This window comes from Thermoactinospora rubra (assembly GCF_002093975.1).
GTDB classification, from domain to species: domain Bacteria; phylum Actinomycetota; class Actinomycetes; order Streptosporangiales; family Streptosporangiaceae; genus Nonomuraea; species Nonomuraea rubra_A.
The window spans coordinates 22,112-41,016 of record NZ_MSZZ01000043.1; the positions used below are offsets into that span (position 1 = coordinate 22,112).

Here is an 18,905-nt window from a genome sequence, read left to right on the forward strand (position 1 = left end):
CATGACCGTGCGCGCTCCGCTGCGGTTCGCCGCGCAGGCGCTCCCCTCACCGGCACCGATCACGCGGTGGGAGCACTTCTGGGACTTCCTCGATTCCAACCGGGCCGCCTACGGTAAGCCGCTGGTGCCGCGGCCGACCGGCCACAACCCGACCATGCGGGCTTACGCGCGGGTGGATGAGGGTCGCTGGATCGCCGACTGCCCATGGGGGTGCGGGGCTGCGTTCAATCTCCCGGCCGGGGCCGACTCGATGTGGTGCACGGAATGCGCAGGCGGCGGCTGGGGGCACACGGCGGCACTGATGTGGCCGAAGTCGATGGACAAGCTCACGGCCAACCTGGAGTCGCTGCCGGCGATGCTCCAGTTCTGGCCGTGCACCTCGTGCCGGGGCCGGCTGGCCGACGGCAAGCGGCTGTGCGACACCTGCCGCGGTATGCAAGGCGAGGCGGTGTAGATGGCCACCATCCCGTCGCCGCGCACGTGGACGGTCGGTGAGCTGGTGACGGCGGCGAAGATGAACGCCGACCTGCGCGACGGATTGAACTTCCTCCTCGCTCCGCCGCTGGCGGCGCTGCGGAAATCGGTGAACCAGTTGATCCCTCAGACCTCGCCTACCGAGGTTACGTGGGATGTCGAGGATATCGACCGTGACGGCGGGCACAGCAACGTCACCAATCCCAGCAGGTATACGGCGCAAACGGCGGGTTGGTATCAGGTGAGTGTCACCATCCTCTGGGACATCTCACTATCGAGCGAGCGGGTGCTAGATATGACCCGTAGCGTAACGTCGCCGACGAGTTTGGTGCTGGACCGGCAGCCGGGCTCGAATGTCTGCATGGGCGGGCAGATCACATGGTTCGCGGGCGTCGGCGAGTATATGCGAGCGTTTGTTACCACGTTTGCGGCTGGGACGCAGCATGTCTCGAGTATCGGCAGCCGGATGGAAGTCCGGTGGGTGTCGATCACGTAAGCCGGTGAGCGTTGCTCAGTATCCGGGCTGGCCGTACTGCGGAGGGTAGGGCGGCTGCTGAATCTGCTGGACCGGCACCGTGCGGGTGACCCGCCAGCCGATGAACGTCACGGGGATGGCCACCAGCAGCCAGAAGCCGATGGTGAGGAACGTCAGCCACGAGTGCAGGAAGATCCACAGGCAGGCGTGAACGCCGAAGGTGACCGGGTTGAAGCCGCGTTCCTTGACGGTGACCGTCTGCACCGGCCCGTAGTGGGGGCCGGAGGCGGGTAGGTACGGCTGGCCGTACGGGGCCGGAACCTGCGGCTGTGGCTGGTAGTGCCCGTAGGGTTCGCTCGGTGGCTGCTGTGGGTGGCCCATGGACCTCTCCTGATCGTGGCTGGGACTGTACGACGCCTCAACCATCCCTCTGGTTTACCGGCTGTGCATGTCCGATCGCGGCCACATGTGTGTGACTCGATGCTGCACGTCGGAGTCGGGTCAGGTTCAACCTGACCCTGGATCGCTCGAAAGCCCCATCCTGACACCAAGGAGTGCTGTGACGATGCCCGCCGATGAGCCGACGCTGGGCGAGGTTGCCCGCACCCTTGCGCGGTTCGCGGACGACACCAGATCACGCTTCGCCGAGCTCAACACAGCCATCGGCCTCATGGTCACCCGAGACCTTTATGAGGCCCACCGGGCTGCCATGCAGGAGGACATCCGCGAGCTCCATGCGCAACTGAAGGCGGAACGGGACGCCCGCGCCGCGGACGAGAAAGCCGACCGGGACAGCCGGGCCGCGGACCGGCGCATGATCCAGGGTGCGCTCATCGCCGCCGGCCTCTCGCTCGTCGTCACCGTGGTCGCCGCCGCGCTGGTCTTGGCGCTGGGGCTCAAGCCGTAGGAGGCAGGTATGGCCATCGACCTGATCACCCGGGAGGAGTGGCGGGCCCGGGCGCCTCGTGGCCGCTACGACGAGATCTCGCGCACTCGCGGCGTGAAGGTGCACTACACCGGTGGCCGGGTGGATCCGGCGCTCGTTGAGGATCATGACCTGTGCGTGGCGCTGGTCCGGTCGATCCAGAAGCACCACATGGACGGGAACGGCTGGATAGACATCGGCTACTCGCTGATCGCCTGTAGCCACCGGAAGGTGTTCGAGGGCCGTGGCCTTCACCGGCTCCCGGCCGCCAACGGGCCCGGGTTGAACGCGGGCCACTATGCCGTGCTCGGGCTGGTCGGTAATTCCGGTCTCACGGTGCCGCCGGACGGGCTGCTGCACGGCCTGCGTGACGCGATCGACTACCTGCGCGCGGGGGGCGACGCCGGTCCGGAGATCCTCGGGCACCGCGACGGCTACTCGACGGACTGCCCGGGCGAGGCGCTGTACGGCTGGGTGAAGCGTGGAGCGCCGCGGCCGGGCGGCGGCGCGCCTGCCGTACGGGCGCCGGCCTTCCCCGGCCGCCTGCTGAGGTACCCGCCCACGATGTACGGCGGCGACGTGTACGCCTGGCAGGCACAGATGCGGGACCGCGGCTGGGATCTAATCCCTGACGGGGTGTACGGCCCGCGGTCGGCGGAGGTGTGCCGCCTCTTCCAGCTCGACTCGACGGCGCACGGCTGGCCGCTGGTCGCTGATTCGATCGTCGGTCCGGCGACGTGGCGGGCGGCGTGGGAGCGTCCGATCACCTGAGCTTTTCCCGCCTGGCCAGGCATACCGCCTGGCAGGTCCAAGAATCCGACCTCCGAGGAGGGGTCATGCTCGCATCCATCATCCGTACCGTCGTGCCGGTGATCGTCGGCGTGCTGCTGGGCTGGGCGGCCAAGGTCGGCCTGGACCTGCCCGAGGGGCCCGTCACGCAGCTGGTCACCATCGTCATCACGGGGGCGTACTACGCGCTGGCCCGGTGGGTGGAATCCTGGTGGCCGGCGGCTGGCCGGATCCTGCTGGCGGCCGGGCTGACGAAGAAGCAGCCGAGCTACGACGTGGCGGCATGATCGCCCTGTAGTCTGACCGCAGAGCGGCTGGTGGCAAGAGGTCCAGGGGGCTTCTTCCCAACGGATAGCTGGCCGCTCATGGGCTTCAACCACCCCGGTTGAGTGCGCCGTAGGCGCTGGCCGCAAGGCCAAGGGGTATGCACAAGGCCCCGGTCCTCCCCCACGGGAGGGCCGGGGCCTCTTCTTCGTGGCGCGGCGGCCCGCCTGGGAAGCGTCTGCCGCCGCGCCTGCTCGTGGGCAGAGATCATCCGCCGTGTCAGGGTATGTCCTATGGGCCTATTAGCCAATAGAGGGACTGGCCTATAGGGCTGATGGCATGATCCCGTGCCGATCGACCGCCGCTCGTACGTGCCGGCCTACCGCCAGGTCGCCGATGACCTGCGCGAGCGCATCCGCCACGGGGAGCTCGCCCCGGGCCAGCAGCTGCCGGGCGAGGACCGTCTGGCCAGCCAGTACGACGTCGGCAAGGACACGATCCGGGACGCGCTCCAGGTTCTGCGGACCGAGGGCTTGATCCGCACCGTGTGGCGGCGCGGCTCCTGGGTGCGTGCGCAGCCGACGCGGTCCCGCATGGAGGTGCGAGGCCCGGCGCGCGTGTCGGCCCGCATGCCGACGCCGGAGGAGCGGCAGGAGCACGATCTGGACGAGGGCGTGCCGGTCCTCGTCGTGGAGCGGGACGGCCGCGTGGAGGTGCTGCCGTCGGACCGCGTCGAGCTGGATCTGCCGGGAGCTCACGAGGCATAGGCGTGTTCCACGAATTTGTGCTTGAAGGCGAGTTCACGCCATAGCTCGTAGGTATCGGCGTACCGGCCGCGCGCGGCCTCGAAGTAGCGGCCGTTCGCGTAGCGGAGCAGGAAGTACTGGCCGCCCTCGCAGCAGAACTCGTACTCGAAATACGGCGAATTCTCCCGCACCCGCAGCACGCCCCCGTTCGGCTGGTACGGCTCCCACAGGATTGACGGCAGCGGCACGGACGGTGGAGGAGCATGCCCGTCCGTGCCGCCGCGCGGGCGCACGGACCCGGTGCCGTGCGCGGGCGCGACAGCGGGCGTCTGGGAACGTCTGCCGCTGCCGCGCCGGCTCATGGCCGCGCCGATTCGCGGTCGGCCAGCATGGCGCGCTGCTCCTGTTCGCGGATCAGCCGATGCAGGGCTGCCTCGGTGTCGGCCTCGACCGTCCGGCAGGCGCCCTCACGCTCGGCGGCCCGGCTGAACGGGCGGTGGCGGGTCGCCCAGTAGCGTCCGGTGTCCGATCTCCACCGCGACCAGGCGGGGGTGTCCGGCGACGCGGTGCGCAGGTTGGCGCGCAGCTCAGCCAGGCTCGCGGCAGCGTGGCACGCGGGACCGAGGTTGGCCGACCATCCCGTCGAGGTGCGGGTGAAGCGCCAGCCGGGGAACTCCCGCTGAGCCTCGCGGACAAGCCGGTCCATGACGACGTCGTCGTTGTCAGGAGCTGCTGTCATGGCCGGATCGTACGCCGGTCAAGCGGCGTCGGACCGAACACCCGGCCGCGAACTCTGTGTTCGCGGCGGGGGACTGGCGGTTCGCTCAGACGAGGATGTGGTGACGCTCGGCGAGGTAGCGCACCTCGGGTGCCCACGACGGCCGCGCCCGGCGGGCCAGGGAGCGCACCATCTCCCGCAGCAGCCGCTTGTGATCCAGCTCCTCCGGGCACTCCCGTTCGATGCGCATCAGGTACACCAGGCTCGCGGCGTCGTCGCCCAGGTCCTCGCAGGCGCGGGCGACCTGGCTCAGGTGAGTGGTGCGCCGCTCGATGCTCGGCGTCCGGGTCAGGTCGATCTCGTCGGCGACCCGGATCGCCGCCTCGGGCTGCCGCGCCTCGCATTCGACGCTGACCATGTGGATCGCGACGTTCGTGGCTCCGAAGGCCAGCCCGAAGTGGTTGGCGCCCTCCTCGACCCGCCGGGCCAGGGTCAGCGCCTCCCCGCGCAGCACCTCGCGGCCTGCCTGATCGTCGCCGGAGCGGGTCAGCGCGATCGACGCCATCAGGTGCAGCGCGCCGTACACCGACAGGTGCCGCTCGTCGCCGTCGCCGAGCGCGGGCGCGAACCGCTCCATCCCGTGCCGGGCGACGTCGTAGGCGACCTCGTGCATGTCGTCCGACAGCATGGACTGGCCCAGGTTCCAATGCGCCCAGGCGATCATGAGAGGGTCTTCGGTCTCCTCGGCGTAGCGCATCGCCCGGTCGGCCGCCAGGTGCGCCAGGTCCACCCGTCCCAGATGCTTGAGCACGCCCCGGGCCAGGATGTAGGCGTCGGCGGCGATCCGGCACGCGGCCCGGCGCCGTTCCGGCCAGCCGCCGGCCACCAGGACGAGCCGCTCGGCGTCGCCGATCAGCGACGGCAGGCTGCGCATGAGGAGGGAGTACTTGTGGGGCGAGGTGAACCAGGCGTCGCGGGCCGCGCCGATGCGCTCGGCGAGCTGGTCGGCGTCGGGCGGTTCGGCGTCGGGCGTGAGGGTCTTGTAGGTGAACATGGCGCGTTCGACGTCGCCGATCTGCGGGCGGCCCGGCTCGTGGGAGTCGCGGGGACTCTCGCCCAGCAGCACGGCGGACCGCACGCCCAGGACCTTGGCGATCTCGCGGAGCATCGGCAGCGACGGGGTGCGCTTGCCCTGCTCGATCAACTCGATGTGCCGGACGCTGCACCCGACCTGAGTGGCCAGGGCGGTGGTGCTCATGCCGCGCCACTCACGCTGAAGTCTGATCATGTGGCCCGTGCTAATCTCGCTCATAAGGCCCCGCACCTCCTGGATTCTCATCATCAGGGTACGTGCGGGGCCTTCGCCGTGTCAGCCGACGTCCGGGATCGGGGTAGGGAGCGTGAATGTGACCGCACGGTCGAGGTGCTGGCTGGGAGGCCGTTCCTGCCCCGACCGTGCGGTCACCCTCGCCTGCCGAGATCCACTCACCTACTGGACCCGGTGAGTTGGAACGGTAACGCTGGCAAGCCCGCAGGTCACCCCCAAGTGGAGAACATTCCGCCTGCGGGGGAGAAAAGCGCACCCGGAGTGGAAACGAAAACGCTCCCACCACCCCTGAACGGGATTCGGTGGGAGCGTTCGGTCCGTCTACGCCTCGGCGGAGGGATCGTCGACCCTCCACGAGATCACCCGGTTGGGGTGGTCGGGGAGAACCGAGCGAGCCCAGCCGAAGGCTGCCTCCTTGTCGCCGACCGGGACGGCTGTGGTGAAGAACTCCGGCGGCGTGCTCAGGTCCGGGCGCGGGTACGTGAGCCACCGTCGCAACGCCCAGCCGCCGTTCTCGGCGTGCAGGTGCCAGCGCATCTCGGGGACGTCCGGCTCAGGGAAGATCCGCCGCCAGACGTTGCCGAGGCGGGCGCGGGCGACCACGAGCGCACGCTCCCAGCGGTTCTCCGGAAGCGGTGCGTAGGCGAACCACGGGCCGGGATCGCGGGGTGTGATCGCTGTCATCGGAACCTCCTCGAAGATCCCCGGCGGCATCGCCGCTCTGGGCGTCGATGGCACCTTGGCCGCCGGGACGATCTTCTATTCGCAGGTCACGTAGGACCTGACCTCCGGCGGGTCGGCACGGTACTCGCGACCCTTGCTGTCCTGTCCGGTCACCACGATACGAGTCCGCCACCATCCCGGGATACAGACCGTGAAGGTGAGCGCGTACAGACGGGTGTCCTCCTTCGGGGGAATCCCCGGGAACTCGTCGGAGATCATCTCGCGCCAGCGGCCGGACTGCGTGAGCTTCCGGTCCAGCGCGATCCGCATGTGGTGACTGCGAGGGCGGACGTCGCAGCGCGCCTCGACGATGGTGTGCACCCATGCGTGATGGGGCTCATCCTCCGGGATGTAGCTGGTGGGCGGGGTGCGCACGCGCTGGACGCACCCGAAGTGGGGCAGGCCGGTCGGCCTGCAGTCGGCCGCCATGGTCGCCAGGCAGACGACGGCGAGGGTTGCGCCACTGAGCACACGGTGTTGGATGGACATAGGTCCCTGACCTCCTCATCAGGTCGGTGGACTCAGGCCCCGGGAAGGTGTTGGCGCACGCGACCCGGGGCCGCCTGGTGGGGGGGATCTAGCGGTTGGCGGCGCGCCGGTCGGGCAGACCCGCGCGGTCAAGGCGCGCCTGGCGGCGCTCTCGGAGGGACACGACGCCGAGGCGCTCCCGCTCGGCGGCCAGCAGAGCGCGGCCCTTGGCGGCACGCTGGAAGATCGCCTCGCGCGAGATGCCGAGGATCTTCGCCAGCTCGGCGTAGGAGTACCCGGCCGGGCCGGGCCGCTCCTGGTTGACGGCGATCGCGATGTTGGCCGCGTCGCGCAGCTGGTCACGCAGCGCCTCGACGTGGACGAGCCCGGCCGGATCGTCGGCGAGCCGGGCGGCGAGGGCGGCGATGACGCGGTGGAGGAAGGCGACGTATTCCTCGGTCTCGACGATGCTCTTGGTGCGCTTGCGGCGCTGGGGGGTGGCCATGGGTCCGGTCACCGCCCGTTCGCCGGTTCGGTGTGAAGCTCAGCTTCACAGGCGGGGGTGTGAAGCTGAGCTTCACGCTCGGCGGGCGTCCGGGCCTTCCTGGTCGCGCGGTCCTCGGCGAGCGCGTCGAGTGCCCGGTCGATCGCGTCGGGGGCGTCGTAGACGAGCCACCCGAGCACGAAGAACGCCTCGTGAGGGGTGAGGTTCGCGGCGTCGAGGCGCGCGCCGACCTGCCTGCCCGCGCGAAGACGGTCGCGCTGCTCGCGCGATGCATCGCCGGTCACAGCTCGCCGCCCAGCATCAGCTCGCTGGACCGGCCCGGCCCCTCGTACAGGTCCGGGACGTAGGTGGCGCCGTACGTGCCCGCGATGCCGCGCGCCAGCGCCTCGACGGTGACGTCGTAACCCCATGAGACGTGCTCGGCGGCGTGCGCGTCGGTGGCGTTGCACACCTTGGCCAGGCGGCCGGCGTGCCGCTCGACGATCACGAGGGTGGCGTTGTCGGGCAGCTCGGTGCCGCGCCGCAGCTCGGGCGTGATCGGCTCGACGGTGATCGAGTGGGGCACGTGCGCCAGGTCGAAGCGGAAGGTCGGGTCGGCGACGGGCCAGCCGGTCGCGATCTCGCGGCCGTAGAGCGCCTGGTGGGCGAGGGCGTGGGCGACTTGGTCGCCGAGCTCGTTGCGGTCGAGGAGGTGCCGGTGGAGCTGGGGCGCTGCGGTCTTAAGCCGCTGGTACTCGGCGGCGTCGGCCATGGGGGGAAGCATCGCGATCCTCTCGTCGGTCAACGAGAGTTATGCTGACCGAGAAAGAGCTTCCTGTTCATCAAAGTGGCCGTGACCTCGCTGGAGCCGTTGCAGGTGTCCTTCGGCCGGATGGCGATCGGGGCGGCCGTGCTGCTGCTCGCGACGCTGCTGAGCGGCAAGGCGCTGCCGCGCGACCCGAGCCTGTGGGCGCACTTCCAGGTCGTGTCGATCTTCGCGACGAGCGTGCCGTTCACCCTCTTCGCGTACGGCGAGCAGTACGTCTCCTCGGTGGTCGCGGCGATCTGGAACGCCACCACACCTTTGTGCACGCTGGTGTTCACGATGACCCTGCGCGCCGAGAAGGCCACGCCCGGCCGCCTCGCGGGGCTGGGCCTGGGCTTCGCGGGCGTGATGGTGGTGCTGGGCGTCTGGCAGCCCATGGCGGGCGGCCAGCTGGAGGGCAGCCTGGCCTGCTTCGGCGCGGCCCTCAGCTACGGCGTGGGCGGGGCGTACCTGGGCCGGTTCCTCACCGGCAGGCGCACCGAGGCGCCGGTCGCGCTGGCGGCCGGGCAGCTGCTCAGCGGCACGGTCCAGATCGGCGCGGTCACCGTGCTCGTCGGCGTGCCGCTGGTCGACACGGGCGCGCCCGCCGCGGCCTGGTGGAGCCTGCTGGCGCTGGGCGGGCTCGGCACCGGGCTGGCGTACCTGCTGCTGTACTGGGTCCAGGCGCGGGCCGGAGTGACGACGACCTCGACGGTCACCTACCTGCTGCCGGTGGTGGCCGCGCTGTCCGGCGTGGCGGTGCTGGGGGAGAGCCTGTCGTGGAACCAACCGGTGGGGGCGCTGGTCATCCTGGCCGCCATCGCGCTCACGCAGGGCGGGTTCCGGCTGGGACGGCGGCGCCAGGCCGTACCGGCGGCTTAGACGATCAGTCCTCGGCGGCGGGAGGGCGGCGCTTGCGGCGGCCCGCCACCAGCGTGTCGCCGGGCGCGGGCTTGCTCTCCGGCAGCGGATGGGGCGCCGTGTCCTCCAGCGAGGAGTCCGCGGGCGGCTGCTCCTGGCGGGGCTTGTCCGGTGCGGGCTTGCGCGGCTCGCGCCGGGACGGCTCGGGCGCGGCCGGCTCGGATGCGGGCGCCTCGGACGCGGCCGGCTGGGGCGCGGTTCGCTGCTCGCCGGGGTCGCGCAGCGACTCGATGACCCGCTCGGCGTCGCGGTCGGCGGCGAACTCGGCCTCCGCCTCCGATTCCCTGCGACGGATCACCACCATGTGGTCGACCGATATCCGCCCGGCCCCGACGACCGCGAGGAGCACGGTCGCCGCGCCCAGCAGGATGATCTCGTTGACGCCGACCGGATTGAGCGGCCTGGCCATGACGAAGACCGCGAGGAACTCCAGGAACAGCACCAGGCCGGTCACCGACACCACCAGCCCGGCGATCAGGAGGGCCCCGCCGACCAGCTCGGTCATCATCGTCACGGTGGCCCACGCGCGCGGGATGGGCGCGCCCTGCGTGGCGAACTTCGCGGTCGTGGCGTTGAGGCCGTCTTCGAGCTTCCGCCAGCCGTTCGCGAAGACGATCCCGCCGACCCCTAATCGGGCCACGAGTGCGGCGAGATCGTAGAGGGCTCGTCTCACGGTCACGTTCCTGCCCCTATCCGGTTGTCTCAATCACGTCGAAGCAGCATCGCGACGGCCACGGCGGTGGCCGCCAGCAGGACGACGCTGACCGCGACGGTGGTGTGCAGCGCGTTGACGAACGCCCAGCGGGCCTCGCGCACCAGCACCGCGCCGCTCGCGCCGCCCACCTCGTGAGCGACGTGCGCGGCGCTGGCCAGGGACTGCCTGGCCTGCGCCATCCCGCTCTCGGGCACGCCGGGCACGGACGGCAGCGCCGGGGCGTAGGCGATGGTGGTGATCGTGCCGAGCACGGCCACGCCCATGCCCGCGCCCAGCTCGTAGGCGGTCTCCTCGATGGCCGCCGCGCCGCCCGCGCGCCACTCCGGCACCGACGACATGATCGTGTCGGACGCGGCGAGCAGCGCGACCTGGACGCCGAAGCCGATGCCGACGAAGCAGCACGCGAGCACGAACGAGTGGCTCTCCACCCCCCAGGTCAGCGTGGGCGTCAACGACAGGGCGACCAGGCCGAGCCCGCCGCTCATGGTGGCGCGCAGGCCCAGCCGGGGCAGCAGGTGCGCGGCGGCCAGCCCGCCGCAGACGGCCGCCAGCACCAGCGGCAGCATGCGGAAGGCGGCGCGCAGCGGGCTGTCGCCGAGGACCAACTGCAGGTACTGGGCCAGCATGAGCTGCAGCCCCACCAGCGCGAACACGCCCAGCAGCACGCCGGCCACGCCGGTGGTGAACGCGCGGCTGCGGAACAGCTCCAGGTCCAGCAGCGGTACGGCCAGCGCCCGCTGCCGCCGGACGAACCACACCAGCAGCGCCACCCCGGCGGCGAGCACGGCCAGCGACGCCCCGACCGGGAGGAGGTGGCCGGAGCCCGCCTCCTTCAGCCCGAAGGCCACGGCCAGGATGCCCAGCACCGACAGCACCGCGCTCAGCGTGTCCCAGGAGTGGCGCTCGCGCCGCTCGCAGCCGGGCAGCAGCCGGGCGGCGGCCGGCAGCAGGGCGAGCAGGATCGGCACGTTGACCAGGAAGACCGCGCCCCACCACAGGCCGACGAGCAGGGCGCCGACTAGCGGTCCGACGGCCGCGCCGGCGGCGGCCACGGCGCTCCACACGCCCAGCGCGATCGCCCGCTCGCGGCGGTCGGAGAAGACCTGCCGGATGATCGACAGCGTGGCCGGCATGATCATGGCGCCGCCGACGCCGAGCAGGGCGCGGGCCGCGATGAGCGTGGCCGCGTTCGGGGCGAACGCGGCCGAGGCCGAGGCGATCCCGAACACCGCCAGCCCGGCCAGCACCAGGCGTCTTCTGCCGTAGCGGTCGCCGAGCGCGCCGAACAGGATCAGCAGCGGCGCCACGACCAGGGAGTAGGCGTCGATGATCCACAGCAGCTGGACCGACGACGGCTCCAGCGCCGCGGTCAGCGCCGGGACGGCGATGTGCAGCACCGTGGCGTCGACGGTGATGAGGAGGAGGCTGACGCAGAGCACGACCAGGACGGCCCACCGGTTGCCCTGGTGCGGCTGGGGGAGGCTGCGCGCCTTGGGGGCTGGAGCGGTGACCGTCACAGGCCCGCCTGCCCGCTGGGATGAGTCTGTGTCGGGGTGCATACGCATGTCATGGCCCGGCGGACACGTCGAGGCCGGGCGGCTTCCGCCCGGCCGGCTCTCATCGAGCTCATCCGCTCCGGCATGCCGGGAAGCTTAGGCGATACTCCATGCTCTTCACAGCCGTATCGAGCCATACCCCTCTCTAGTGAGATACAGGGATATATCAGGATCTAGGCACTGCCGGGGCTCCGGCTGATCATGGAACCATGGGCGGGAGCGAGGAGGGGGACCAGCCGGAGACGTCCGGGGCATGGTGCGCGGAGGCCGCCCGCCACCTCGACGCCGGCCGCCTGGAGGCCGCGCTGAAGGCGGCACGGGCCGCCGCCGAACTCGACCCCGGCGACGAGTGGGCCCACCGGCTGCTCAGCCTCGCCCACACCCGTCTGGGCCGCTTCGCCGAGGCGCTGGAGGAGGCCGAGGAGGCGGTACGGCTCGCGCCCGGCTCATGGACCGCTCGCTTACGCCTGTCGGAGGCGGCCCACCGGGTGCCGGGCCGCTGGGCCCAGGCGGTCGAGCAGGCCGAGCTCGCGGCCCGCTTCGCCCCCGACGAGCCGGAACCCGTGGTACGGCAGGGCGACCTCGCTCTGGCGCGCGGCGACCACCGGCGGGCGATCCAGACCTATGAGCGGGCGCTGGCGCTCCTCGGCGAACCGGAAAACCACGACGGCGCGGTCCGGGGAGCGGCGGCGCAGGCGCGTGTCAACCTGGGCCTGGCCCTGTTGCGGTGGGACCGCTTCCGGGCGCACCACGACCCCGCCTGGCCGGTCGACCCGCGCGAGACCGGCCGGGCGCGCCGGGCCCTGGACGTCTGGGCGCGTCAGGTGCGTCTGCTCCTCGCCGCCGCCACGGTCGCCGTCGCGCTCGCCGCGCTGGGCCTCGACGCGGGCGCCCAGGCCAGGGCCGCCGGTCTGGGAGCGCTCCTCCTCCTGGTCCCGCTCACCGTCAGGCAGGCACGCCGCGTCCGGGCCTGGCGGTACGTCCCGGCCATGCTCGGACGCGACCCCTGGCTGGGCGCCGCGATCGTCTCCACGGCCCTGTCGATCGCCGCCTTCGCCGCCTGGCTGGTCCTCCCCGCGCTGCACACCGCCCCCCTCGCCCCCGTGCTGGACCCCGTGTGGGCGGGGCTGGCCGGGATCGTGGTGCTGGGCTGGCCCGCCCTGGCACTGCTCCGCCTGCTGACCGACGTCTGGCGCGGCCGTCCCGTCAAGGCGCTGGGCCAGTTCGCCCGTGCGGCCGGCGAGCGCCTGGCCCGCAGGAACGCCACGGTCACCCGCTGGATCCTCCTCGGCCGGGCGTGGTCGGCCCAGCTCGCGCTGGGCGCCACGGCCGCCGCCCTCGACCCTCGCGGCGCGGTGCTGGAGCTCGCGGTGCCGTACGTCCTGGCACGCTCCAGCAGGGGAACGGGCGGCGACAGGTGGCTGGCCGCCGCGTTCGTCCTGCTGGGCGTGTCGGCGGCCGGGTGCGCCGCGGGCGGGCTGTCGGGCTGGGCGTGGGGCTGGCGCGTGGGCCTGGCGGGCAAGGCGGCGGTGGTGGCGGTCTTCGCCGTGCGCGCGGTCCTGGCCTGGTGGCGCGGCGCGCCCGGCCCGTGGCGGGCGTCGCTGCTGATGTGCGAGGACCTGCTGACCGGCGAGGCGCACCCTCCCGTGGGTCTGGGACCGGAGGTGCGGCAGGCGTTCGCGTACGCCAGGGGAGTGGCCCTGGCGTACGGCGACGCGCGGGGGCCGAGGGTGTCCGGCGCCGTCACCGCCCTCAGCACGAGCGGCGAGCTGCGGCTCATCGTGGAGGAAGATGTGTGGGCGGCGGTGGAGCGCGACCCGCGCGTCACGGTGTTCGCCGCCGACACGATGCGCACGAGGCATTGGGTGGAGGTGCGCGGCGTCGCCTGGCCGGACGGCGACGTGCTGCGGGTGACGCCCCGCCGGGTGCTCGAAGGCGAGTTCCCGGGACGCCACCAACGCCGCTAGACCGCTCCGGAACACCGGATCGCCGATTTCCACGGGCTTCCCGGGCCGGGGTCGTAGGCCACGGCCCCGCCGTACGGTATAACCGGGGGCGGACGCGAGGAGGGTATTGGACGTGGCGCCGAAACTCGCGAGTGACGCAGCCGGTTGCGCGAAGGGCGCGGCTCGCTCTGGACTGAGGAGCGGTTCGGGCGCTCCAGCGCCCGGAGCGCGACGAGGGAAGAGTGAGCCTTGAGGGCGCCCGGAGCCGTCGCGCCGGAGGCGCGACCATGAACACAGAGCCCGAAGCTCGTCGCGCCAGAGGCGCGACCATGAGCAGGGAGCGGTTCGAGCGGGTCCGGCTGCGCTACTTCGGGCTTCCGCCGGCGGTGCGCCGCGTCATGTACGTCGCCGTGCTGGTCATTGCGGTGGGTGTGGGCGCCGCGCTCGGCTGGCAGCTGTTGCAGACCTTCCTCCTCACCCTCCTCGCGCTCGCCTTCCTGGCCCTGACCCTGCGCTTCCCGCGCGCCGCGGCCACCGTCCTGGTCGTGGCCGGGTGGGGCGCGCTGCTGGGCGTGATGGTGCAGGAGCCGGCCGCGCTGACCCTGATGGCGCTGCTCGGGCTGCTCACCGCCGTCGCCGCGCACCTCATCCGCTGGGTGCCGCCCTGGCTCACCACGCTCATGGCCCTGCTGCCCGCCGGCGTGCTGGCCACCGCCCTCGCCCCGCTGCTGGGCACGGGCGTGGTGTGGGTGGCGTACGGCGTGGCCGCCGCGGTGCTGGTCTACCGCTTCGTCGTGGCCCGCAGGGTGAAGGCCGAGCTGACCGCCGAGGAGGCGGCGGCGATGGGCGGCCGGGTGCCCGTCCGGGTGCGAGAGGGCCGCCCGGAGACCGCGCGGGACCACGCCCCGCAGCCGCCGGAGATCTCGGTCGAGGACGCCCTGGGCGAGCTGGACGCCATGATCGGCCTGGCGCCCGTCAAGGAGCAGGTCCGCTCGATCGCCGCCTCCATCGAGGCCTCCCGGCTGCGCGCCGAGGCCGGGTACGCGGCCGAGCGGCCGATGCGGCACTTCGTGTTCGTGGGCCCGCCGGGCACGGGCAAGACCAGCGTCGCCCGCACGGTCGCCAAGATCTTCTATGCGTTCGGGCTGCTGGAGACCCCGTTCGTGGTGGAGGCGCAGCGGGCCGACCTGGTCGGCGAGTACCTGGGCGCGACCGCGATCAAGACCAACGAGCTGGTGGACCGGGCGCTGGGCGGCGTGCTGTTCATCGACGAGGCCTACGGCCTGGTCAACGCCTCCGACGGGCAGCCGGACAGGTTCGGCGCGGAAGCCGTCCAGACCCTGCTGAAACGGGCCGAGGACGACCGCGACCGGGTCGTGATCATCCTGGCCGGCTACGAGCAGGAGATGACCTCCTTCCTGGCGTCCAACCCGGGGCTGTCGAGCAGGTTCGCCACGCGCGTGCGCTTCCCGAGCTACTCGCCGCAGGAGCTGCTGGAGATCACCGACGTGCTGCAGGCCAGGCGCGGCGACCGCATGACGCCCGACGCCAGGAGCGCGCTGCTGGGCCTGTACGAGGACATCCAGCGCCGGGGGCTGGTCGACGAGCTGGGCAACGCCCGGTTCGCGCGCAGCCTCACCGAGGCCGCCGCGCAGGCCAGGGACGTGCGGGTGGTCGGCGCCGGAGGCACGCCCACCACCGAGGACCTGGTGACCACCACGCTCGCCGACGTGACCAAGGCGTTCGAGGAGCTGACCGCGCGTTTCCGCGGCTACCAGGCCACGCCGTCGCTGGAGGAGGCGCTGGCCGACCTCGACGCCATGGCCGGGCTGGAGCCGGTCAAGCGGCAGATCCACGCCATCGCCGCGCAGCTCAAGGTGGCCCGCCTGCGGCAGGAGCGAGGGCTGCCCACGCCGACGCCCATGCGGCACTTCGTGTTCGTGGGCCCGCCGGGCACCGGCAAGACCACCGTGGCCCGCATCCTGGGCCGCATCTTCGCCGCGCTCGGCCTGCTGGCCCGGCCCGACGTGGTGGAGGCGCAGCGGGCCGACTTGGTCGGCCAGCACCTGGGCGCGACCGCGATCAAGACCAACGAGCTGGTGGACCGGGCGCTGGGCGGCGTGCTGTTCATCGACGAGGCCTACAGCCTGGTCAATCCCGGGTACGCCGGAGGCGACGCGTTCGGCGCGGAAGCCGTACAGACCCTCCTGAAACGGGCCGAGGACGACCGCGACCGGCTGGTCATCGTGCTGGCCGGTTACGAGCGCGAGATGGACTCGTTCCTGGCCTCCAACCCGGGCCTGGCCAGCCGGTTCAGCCAGCGCGTGCGCTTCCCCAGCTACTCGCCGCAGGAGCTGTCGCGGATCGCCGTGCTGCTGGCCGCCAGGTCGGGCGACCGTTTCGAGGAGGCCGCGCTCGACTACATGGGGCGTATCTTCGAGCAGGTCTGCGAGGAGCGGCTGATCGACGGGCTGGGCAACGGCCGGTTCGCGCGCTCGCTGCTCGAGCGGGCGGCCATGCGCCGCGACGTGCGGCTGGCCGCGCTGGAGGCGCCCGCCAGCGCCGCCGAGCTGACCACCATCACGCTGCAGGACGTGCGCGCCGCCGTCGACGAGCTGTCCTGACCGCGCCTTCTCGACCCCGCTTTCTTGACCGCGCCTTGGGCGCCCGCCGTGCCCCGATGAAGACGCTCTGTAGCACGATGACTACGGAATGCTTTATGCCGGGGAAAGCGGAGGAACGGTGCGGAGGTTCCTGGTCATCGCCCTGGCCGTGGCGCCGCTGCTGGCGGGCTGCGGCCTCATCCCCGGCGGCGGGGGAGAGGCCGTCAAGGCCCACGACCTCAACGTCGTCGCCCGCGACCGGGTCAGGGAGGGCGGCACGCTGCGCTGGGGCATCGCCACCTTCCCCACCCAGTGGAACGCCAACCACGTCGACGGCGACTCCGCCACGGTCAGGACCGTCGTCGACGCGCTCATGCCCGCGCCGTTCCGTTCCGACGAGCGGGGCCGCGTCAGCCCCGACGCCGACTACGTCCTGCGGGAGGCGGTGACCGCCGTCCACCCCAGGCAGACCGTCACGCTGCGGCTCAACCCCGAGGCCAGGTGGTCCGACGGCACGCCGATCACCTGGGAGGACTACCGGGCGCAGTGGCGGGCCATGACAGGCCCCGCCTACCGGGCGTCGAGCACCACCGGCTACCAGGACATCCAGAGCGTGGCCAGGGGCCGGGACGAGCACGAGGTCGTCATCACCTTCGGGCGCCGCTTCGCCGACTGGCGGTCGCTGTTCCGTCCGCTGTACCCCAGGAGCGCCAACGCCTCGCCCGCCGCCTTCGCGACCGCCTGGCTCGACAGGATCCCCGTCACCGCCGGGCCGTTCAAGGTCGAGTCCATCGACACCCTGGCCAGGATCGTCACGCTCGTCCGCGACGACGCCTGGTGGGGCGACAGGGCCAGGCTCGACCGGATCGTCTACCGGGCGATGGGGAGGCAGGCGCTGGCCGGCGCGTTCGCCGCCGGCGAGATCGACGTCTTCGACGTGGCCCCCTCCGCCGCCGACTACGTGCGCGTGAAGGCGATCCCGGGAGCCGTCGTACGGCGCGCGGCCGGTCCCGGCTTCCGCCACCTCACGCTCAACGGCCGCAGCCCGATCCTGTCCGATCCGCGGGTCCGCCGGGCGGTGGCGATGGCCGTCGACCGCCAGGCCGTCGCCCAGGCCGGGCTGCGCGGCCTGGACTGGCCCGGCACGGTGCCGAACAACCACTTCTTCATGGGCGTGCAGCACGGCTACCAGGACAACGCCGGCGCCCTGGGCGTCCACGACGCCGCCGGGGCCGCGGCCCTCCTGGAGGAGGCCGGGTGGCGGGCGGCGGGGCAGACCCGGAGGAAGGACGGCAAGGAGCTGGTCCTGCGGTTCGTGCTGCCGGCGGGGTCGCCGCAGGCCGAGTCGGAGGGCACGCTGCTGCGGCACATGCTCGGCCGGGTGGGGATCGGGCTCACGCTGCACCCCGTGCCGAGCGGCGACTTCTTCGCCCGGCACGTCATCCCCGGCGACTACGACCTGGCCACCTTCTCCTACGCGGCCACGCCGTTCCCCGTCTCCGGCTCCTACGGCGTCTACGCCGGCGCCGCCGGCGGACGCTGGCACGCCAACCTCGGCCGGATCGGCTCGCCCGAGATCGACATGGCTCTGCGGGCGGCGGCGGCCGAGCTGGATCCCGAGCTGGCGCGCGACCACGCCAACGTCGCCGACCGGCTGATCTGGGAGGCGGTCAACGTCATCCCGCTGTACCAGCGGCCGCAGCTCGTCGCGGTCAGGCCGGCCCTGGCCAACATCGGGGCCCGCGGCCTGCGCGACCTGAGATACCAGGACATCGGCTTCACCGGCTGAGGCTTTCCGGCCCTCTCGCGGGCCGCGGTGTTGTCGGGGCCGTGGTGTAGAAAGGCGGCTGTGACGATGCGCCTGACCTGGTCCCAGATCCTCGCCTGGCGGTTGCGCCGCCACCACGTGACCGGCGCCGACGCCTCCGACGCCGTCGCGGTGGCGCGGCGGCTGTGCGGGGTGCAGGCGCAGGTCGCCTCCTCGGCCCGGCTGGCGGTCGCCGTGCGCGGCGCCGACCCCGCCGGCGTCGACCGGGCGCTGTGGCACGACCGCACGCTGGCGAAGACCTGGCTGATGCGCGGCACCCTCCACCTGGTCCCCGCCGACGAGCTGGCCGATTACTGCGCCGCCCTGGCCACGCTGCGCTTCTGGGAGAAGGGCTCCTGGCAGCGCGGCCACGGCGTCACCGCCGAGGAGATCGGCAAGATCATCGAGGCGGTGCCGCAAGCCCTGGCCGGCCGCGTGCTGACGCGCGAGGAGCTGGTCGACTCCGTCGTCGAGGTGACCGGCGACCGCCACCTGCGTGAGCCGCTCACCTCGGGCTGGGGCGCGCTGCTCAAGCCGCTCAGCCGCCTGGGCGAGCTGTGCTCCGGCCCGCCCCGCGACGGCAGGGTCACCTTCACCTCGCCCCGGGAGTGGCTGCCCGGCTGGCCCGCCGAGCCGCCCGGCTTCCAGGAGGCCGGCGTACGGCTCGCCCGCGCCTTCCTGTCGGTCCACGGCCCGGCCACGCCCGAGGTGTTCGACGCCTGGCTGTTCGGCGGCGTCGCGCGCAAGGCCGTGCTCAGGGGCTGGTTCCGCGCCCTGGAGCCGGAGCTGACCGAGGTGGAGGCCGACGACGGGCAGCGCCTGCTGGCCCTCACCGCCCACCTGGACGAGCTGGCGGGCACCGCGCCCGCCGAGGAGGTCCACCTGCTGCCCGGCTTCGACCAGTACATCCTGGCCGCCCCGCGCACCCTCGAGCCCCTTCTCCCCGCCGCCGCCAGGCCCAAGGTGAGCCGCCAGGCCGGCTGGATCTCGCCCGTGGTCGTCCATCGGGGCCGCGTCGTGGGCGTGTGGGAGGCCAAGGACGGCAGGGTCGGGCTCGACCTGCTGGAGGAGGTGCCGCAAGACCGGCTGGCGGCGGCCGTGGCACGTGTGGAGGCGCTTCTGGAGAGCTGACGGGGCCAGAGCTGACGGGCCCATGGCA

22 protein-coding genes are annotated in these 18,905 nt (G+C 72.4%); 11 read left to right on the plus strand and 11 right to left on the minus strand.

The window, feature by feature from the left end:
• The first annotated feature begins 1 nt into the window (after window position 1).
• Together BSB02_RS29040 and BSB02_RS29045 are read left to right on the plus strand one after the other, a co-directional pair.
• The gene (locus BSB02_RS29040) at window positions 2-454 is read left to right on the plus strand and encodes a hypothetical protein (protein ID WP_084963760.1); all 453 of its coding nucleotides are present in this window, start codon (window positions 2-4) and stop codon (window positions 452-454) included.
• Complete coding sequence (locus BSB02_RS29045) at window positions 455-970, plus strand: hypothetical protein (RefSeq protein ID WP_084963761.1); 516 nt, start codon at window positions 455-457, stop codon at window positions 968-970.
• A 15-nt stretch (window positions 971-985) separates the two neighbouring features.
• Here BSB02_RS29045 and BSB02_RS29050 read toward each other — a convergent pair whose 3' ends face one another.
• Window positions 986-1,330: a hypothetical protein gene (locus tag BSB02_RS29050; RefSeq protein WP_084963762.1), complete on the minus strand. Its 345-nt coding sequence runs from the start codon at window positions 1,328-1,330 to the stop codon at window positions 986-988.
• A gap of 178 nt (window positions 1,331-1,508) precedes the next feature.
• Between BSB02_RS29050 and BSB02_RS29055 the strand changes: the two genes are divergently transcribed.
• From BSB02_RS29055 to BSB02_RS29070, 4 genes are all read left to right on the plus strand, one after another.
• Window positions 1,509-1,856, plus strand: a complete 348-nt coding sequence (locus tag BSB02_RS29055; protein WP_084963763.1) for a hypothetical protein — start codon at window positions 1,509-1,511, stop codon at window positions 1,854-1,856.
• 9 nt (window positions 1,857-1,865) lie between these two features.
• Window positions 1,866-2,645, plus strand: a complete 780-nt coding sequence (locus tag BSB02_RS29060; RefSeq protein WP_084963764.1) for a peptidoglycan recognition protein family protein — start codon at window positions 1,866-1,868, stop codon at window positions 2,643-2,645.
• A gap of 65 nt (window positions 2,646-2,710) precedes the next feature.
• Window positions 2,711-2,950, plus strand: a complete 240-nt coding sequence (locus BSB02_RS29065; protein WP_084963765.1) for a hypothetical protein — start codon at window positions 2,711-2,713, stop codon at window positions 2,948-2,950.
• 324 nt (window positions 2,951-3,274) lie between these two features.
• A complete protein-coding gene (locus BSB02_RS29070) occupies window positions 3,275-3,694 on the plus strand; it encodes a GntR family transcriptional regulator (RefSeq protein ID WP_206184942.1) in 420 nt (139 codons plus the stop codon).
• Here the strand turns inward: BSB02_RS29070 and BSB02_RS29075 are convergent.
• The 8 genes from BSB02_RS29075 to BSB02_RS29110 all read right to left on the minus strand — a co-directional run bounded on the left by BSB02_RS29075 (window position 3,682) and on the right by BSB02_RS29110 (window position 8,198).
• A complete protein-coding gene (locus BSB02_RS29075; RefSeq protein WP_143591292.1) occupies window positions 3,682-4,035 on the minus strand; it encodes a hypothetical protein in 354 nt (117 codons plus the stop codon). The genes BSB02_RS29070 and BSB02_RS29075 overlap by 13 nt on opposite strands.
• Window positions 4,032-4,412, minus strand: a complete 381-nt coding sequence (locus BSB02_RS41635; protein WP_206184943.1) for a hypothetical protein — start codon at window positions 4,410-4,412, stop codon at window positions 4,032-4,034. Before BSB02_RS41635 ends, BSB02_RS29075 begins: the two co-directional genes overlap by 4 nt.
• A gap of 85 nt (window positions 4,413-4,497) precedes the next feature.
• Window positions 4,498-5,679, minus strand: a complete 1,182-nt coding sequence (locus BSB02_RS29085; RefSeq protein WP_158088750.1) for a helix-turn-helix domain-containing protein — start codon at window positions 5,677-5,679, stop codon at window positions 4,498-4,500.
• 360 nt (window positions 5,680-6,039) lie between these two features.
• Window positions 6,040-6,402: a hypothetical protein gene (locus BSB02_RS29090; protein ID WP_143591294.1), complete on the minus strand. Its 363-nt coding sequence runs from the start codon at window positions 6,400-6,402 to the stop codon at window positions 6,040-6,042.
• Between the two features lie 75 nt (window positions 6,403-6,477).
• Window positions 6,478-6,930 (minus strand): hypothetical protein, encoded by a 453-nt coding sequence (locus tag BSB02_RS29095; RefSeq protein ID WP_084963769.1) that lies wholly within the window; start codon window positions 6,928-6,930, stop codon window positions 6,478-6,480.
• An 88-nt stretch (window positions 6,931-7,018) separates the two neighbouring features.
• A complete protein-coding gene (locus tag BSB02_RS29100) occupies window positions 7,019-7,414 on the minus strand; it encodes a hypothetical protein (protein ID WP_143591296.1) in 396 nt (131 codons plus the stop codon).
• Between the two features lie 8 nt (window positions 7,415-7,422).
• Complete coding sequence (locus tag BSB02_RS29105; protein ID WP_084963771.1) at window positions 7,423-7,698, minus strand: hypothetical protein; 276 nt, start codon at window positions 7,696-7,698, stop codon at window positions 7,423-7,425.
• On the minus strand, window positions 7,695-8,198 hold the full coding sequence (locus BSB02_RS29110; protein ID WP_084963772.1) for a hypothetical protein: 504 nt from the start codon (window positions 8,196-8,198) through the stop codon (window positions 7,695-7,697). The genes BSB02_RS29105 and BSB02_RS29110 overlap by 4 nt, the downstream gene beginning before the upstream one ends.
• Before the next feature lie 36 nt (window positions 8,199-8,234).
• Here BSB02_RS29110 and BSB02_RS29115 point away from each other — a divergent pair, with 36 nt between their 5' ends.
• Window positions 8,235-9,080 (plus strand): DMT family transporter, encoded by an 846-nt coding sequence (locus BSB02_RS29115; RefSeq protein WP_276206367.1) that lies wholly within the window; start codon window positions 8,235-8,237, stop codon window positions 9,078-9,080.
• Window positions 9,081-9,084: 4 nt separating this feature from the next.
• On the opposite strand, the gene BSB02_RS29120 is transcribed toward BSB02_RS29115, so the two are convergent.
• On the minus strand, window positions 9,085-9,798 hold the full coding sequence (locus tag BSB02_RS29120) for a DoxX family protein (RefSeq protein ID WP_158088751.1): 714 nt from the start codon (window positions 9,796-9,798) through the stop codon (window positions 9,085-9,087).
• Window positions 9,799-9,821: 23 nt separating this feature from the next.
• On the minus strand, window positions 9,822-11,351 hold the full coding sequence (locus tag BSB02_RS29125; protein ID WP_240506716.1) for an MFS transporter: 1,530 nt from the start codon (window positions 11,349-11,351) through the stop codon (window positions 9,822-9,824).
• Between the two features lie 248 nt (window positions 11,352-11,599).
• Between BSB02_RS29125 and BSB02_RS29130 the strand changes: the two genes are divergently transcribed.
• The 4 genes from BSB02_RS29130 to BSB02_RS29145 all read left to right on the plus strand — a co-directional run bounded on the left by BSB02_RS29130 (window position 11,600) and on the right by BSB02_RS29145 (window position 18,877).
• Window positions 11,600-13,357, plus strand: a complete 1,758-nt coding sequence (locus BSB02_RS29130) for a tetratricopeptide repeat protein (protein ID WP_084963775.1) — start codon at window positions 11,600-11,602, stop codon at window positions 13,355-13,357.
• Between the two features lie 308 nt (window positions 13,358-13,665).
• A complete protein-coding gene (locus tag BSB02_RS29135; protein WP_240506717.1) occupies window positions 13,666-15,960 on the plus strand; it encodes an AAA family ATPase in 2,295 nt (764 codons plus the stop codon).
• A gap of 118 nt (window positions 15,961-16,078) precedes the next feature.
• Window positions 16,079-17,728 carry an ABC transporter family substrate-binding protein gene (locus BSB02_RS29140; RefSeq protein WP_240506718.1) on the plus strand — a complete coding sequence of 550 codons (1,650 nt, stop codon included), beginning with the start codon at window positions 16,079-16,081 and terminating at the stop codon, window positions 17,726-17,728.
• Window positions 17,729-17,794: 66 nt separating this feature from the next.
• Window positions 17,795-18,877, plus strand: coding sequence for a DNA glycosylase AlkZ-like family protein (locus tag BSB02_RS29145; RefSeq protein WP_240506727.1), 1,083 nt, complete (start codon window positions 17,795-17,797; stop codon window positions 18,875-18,877).
• Window positions 18,878-18,905: the final 28 nt, after the last annotated feature.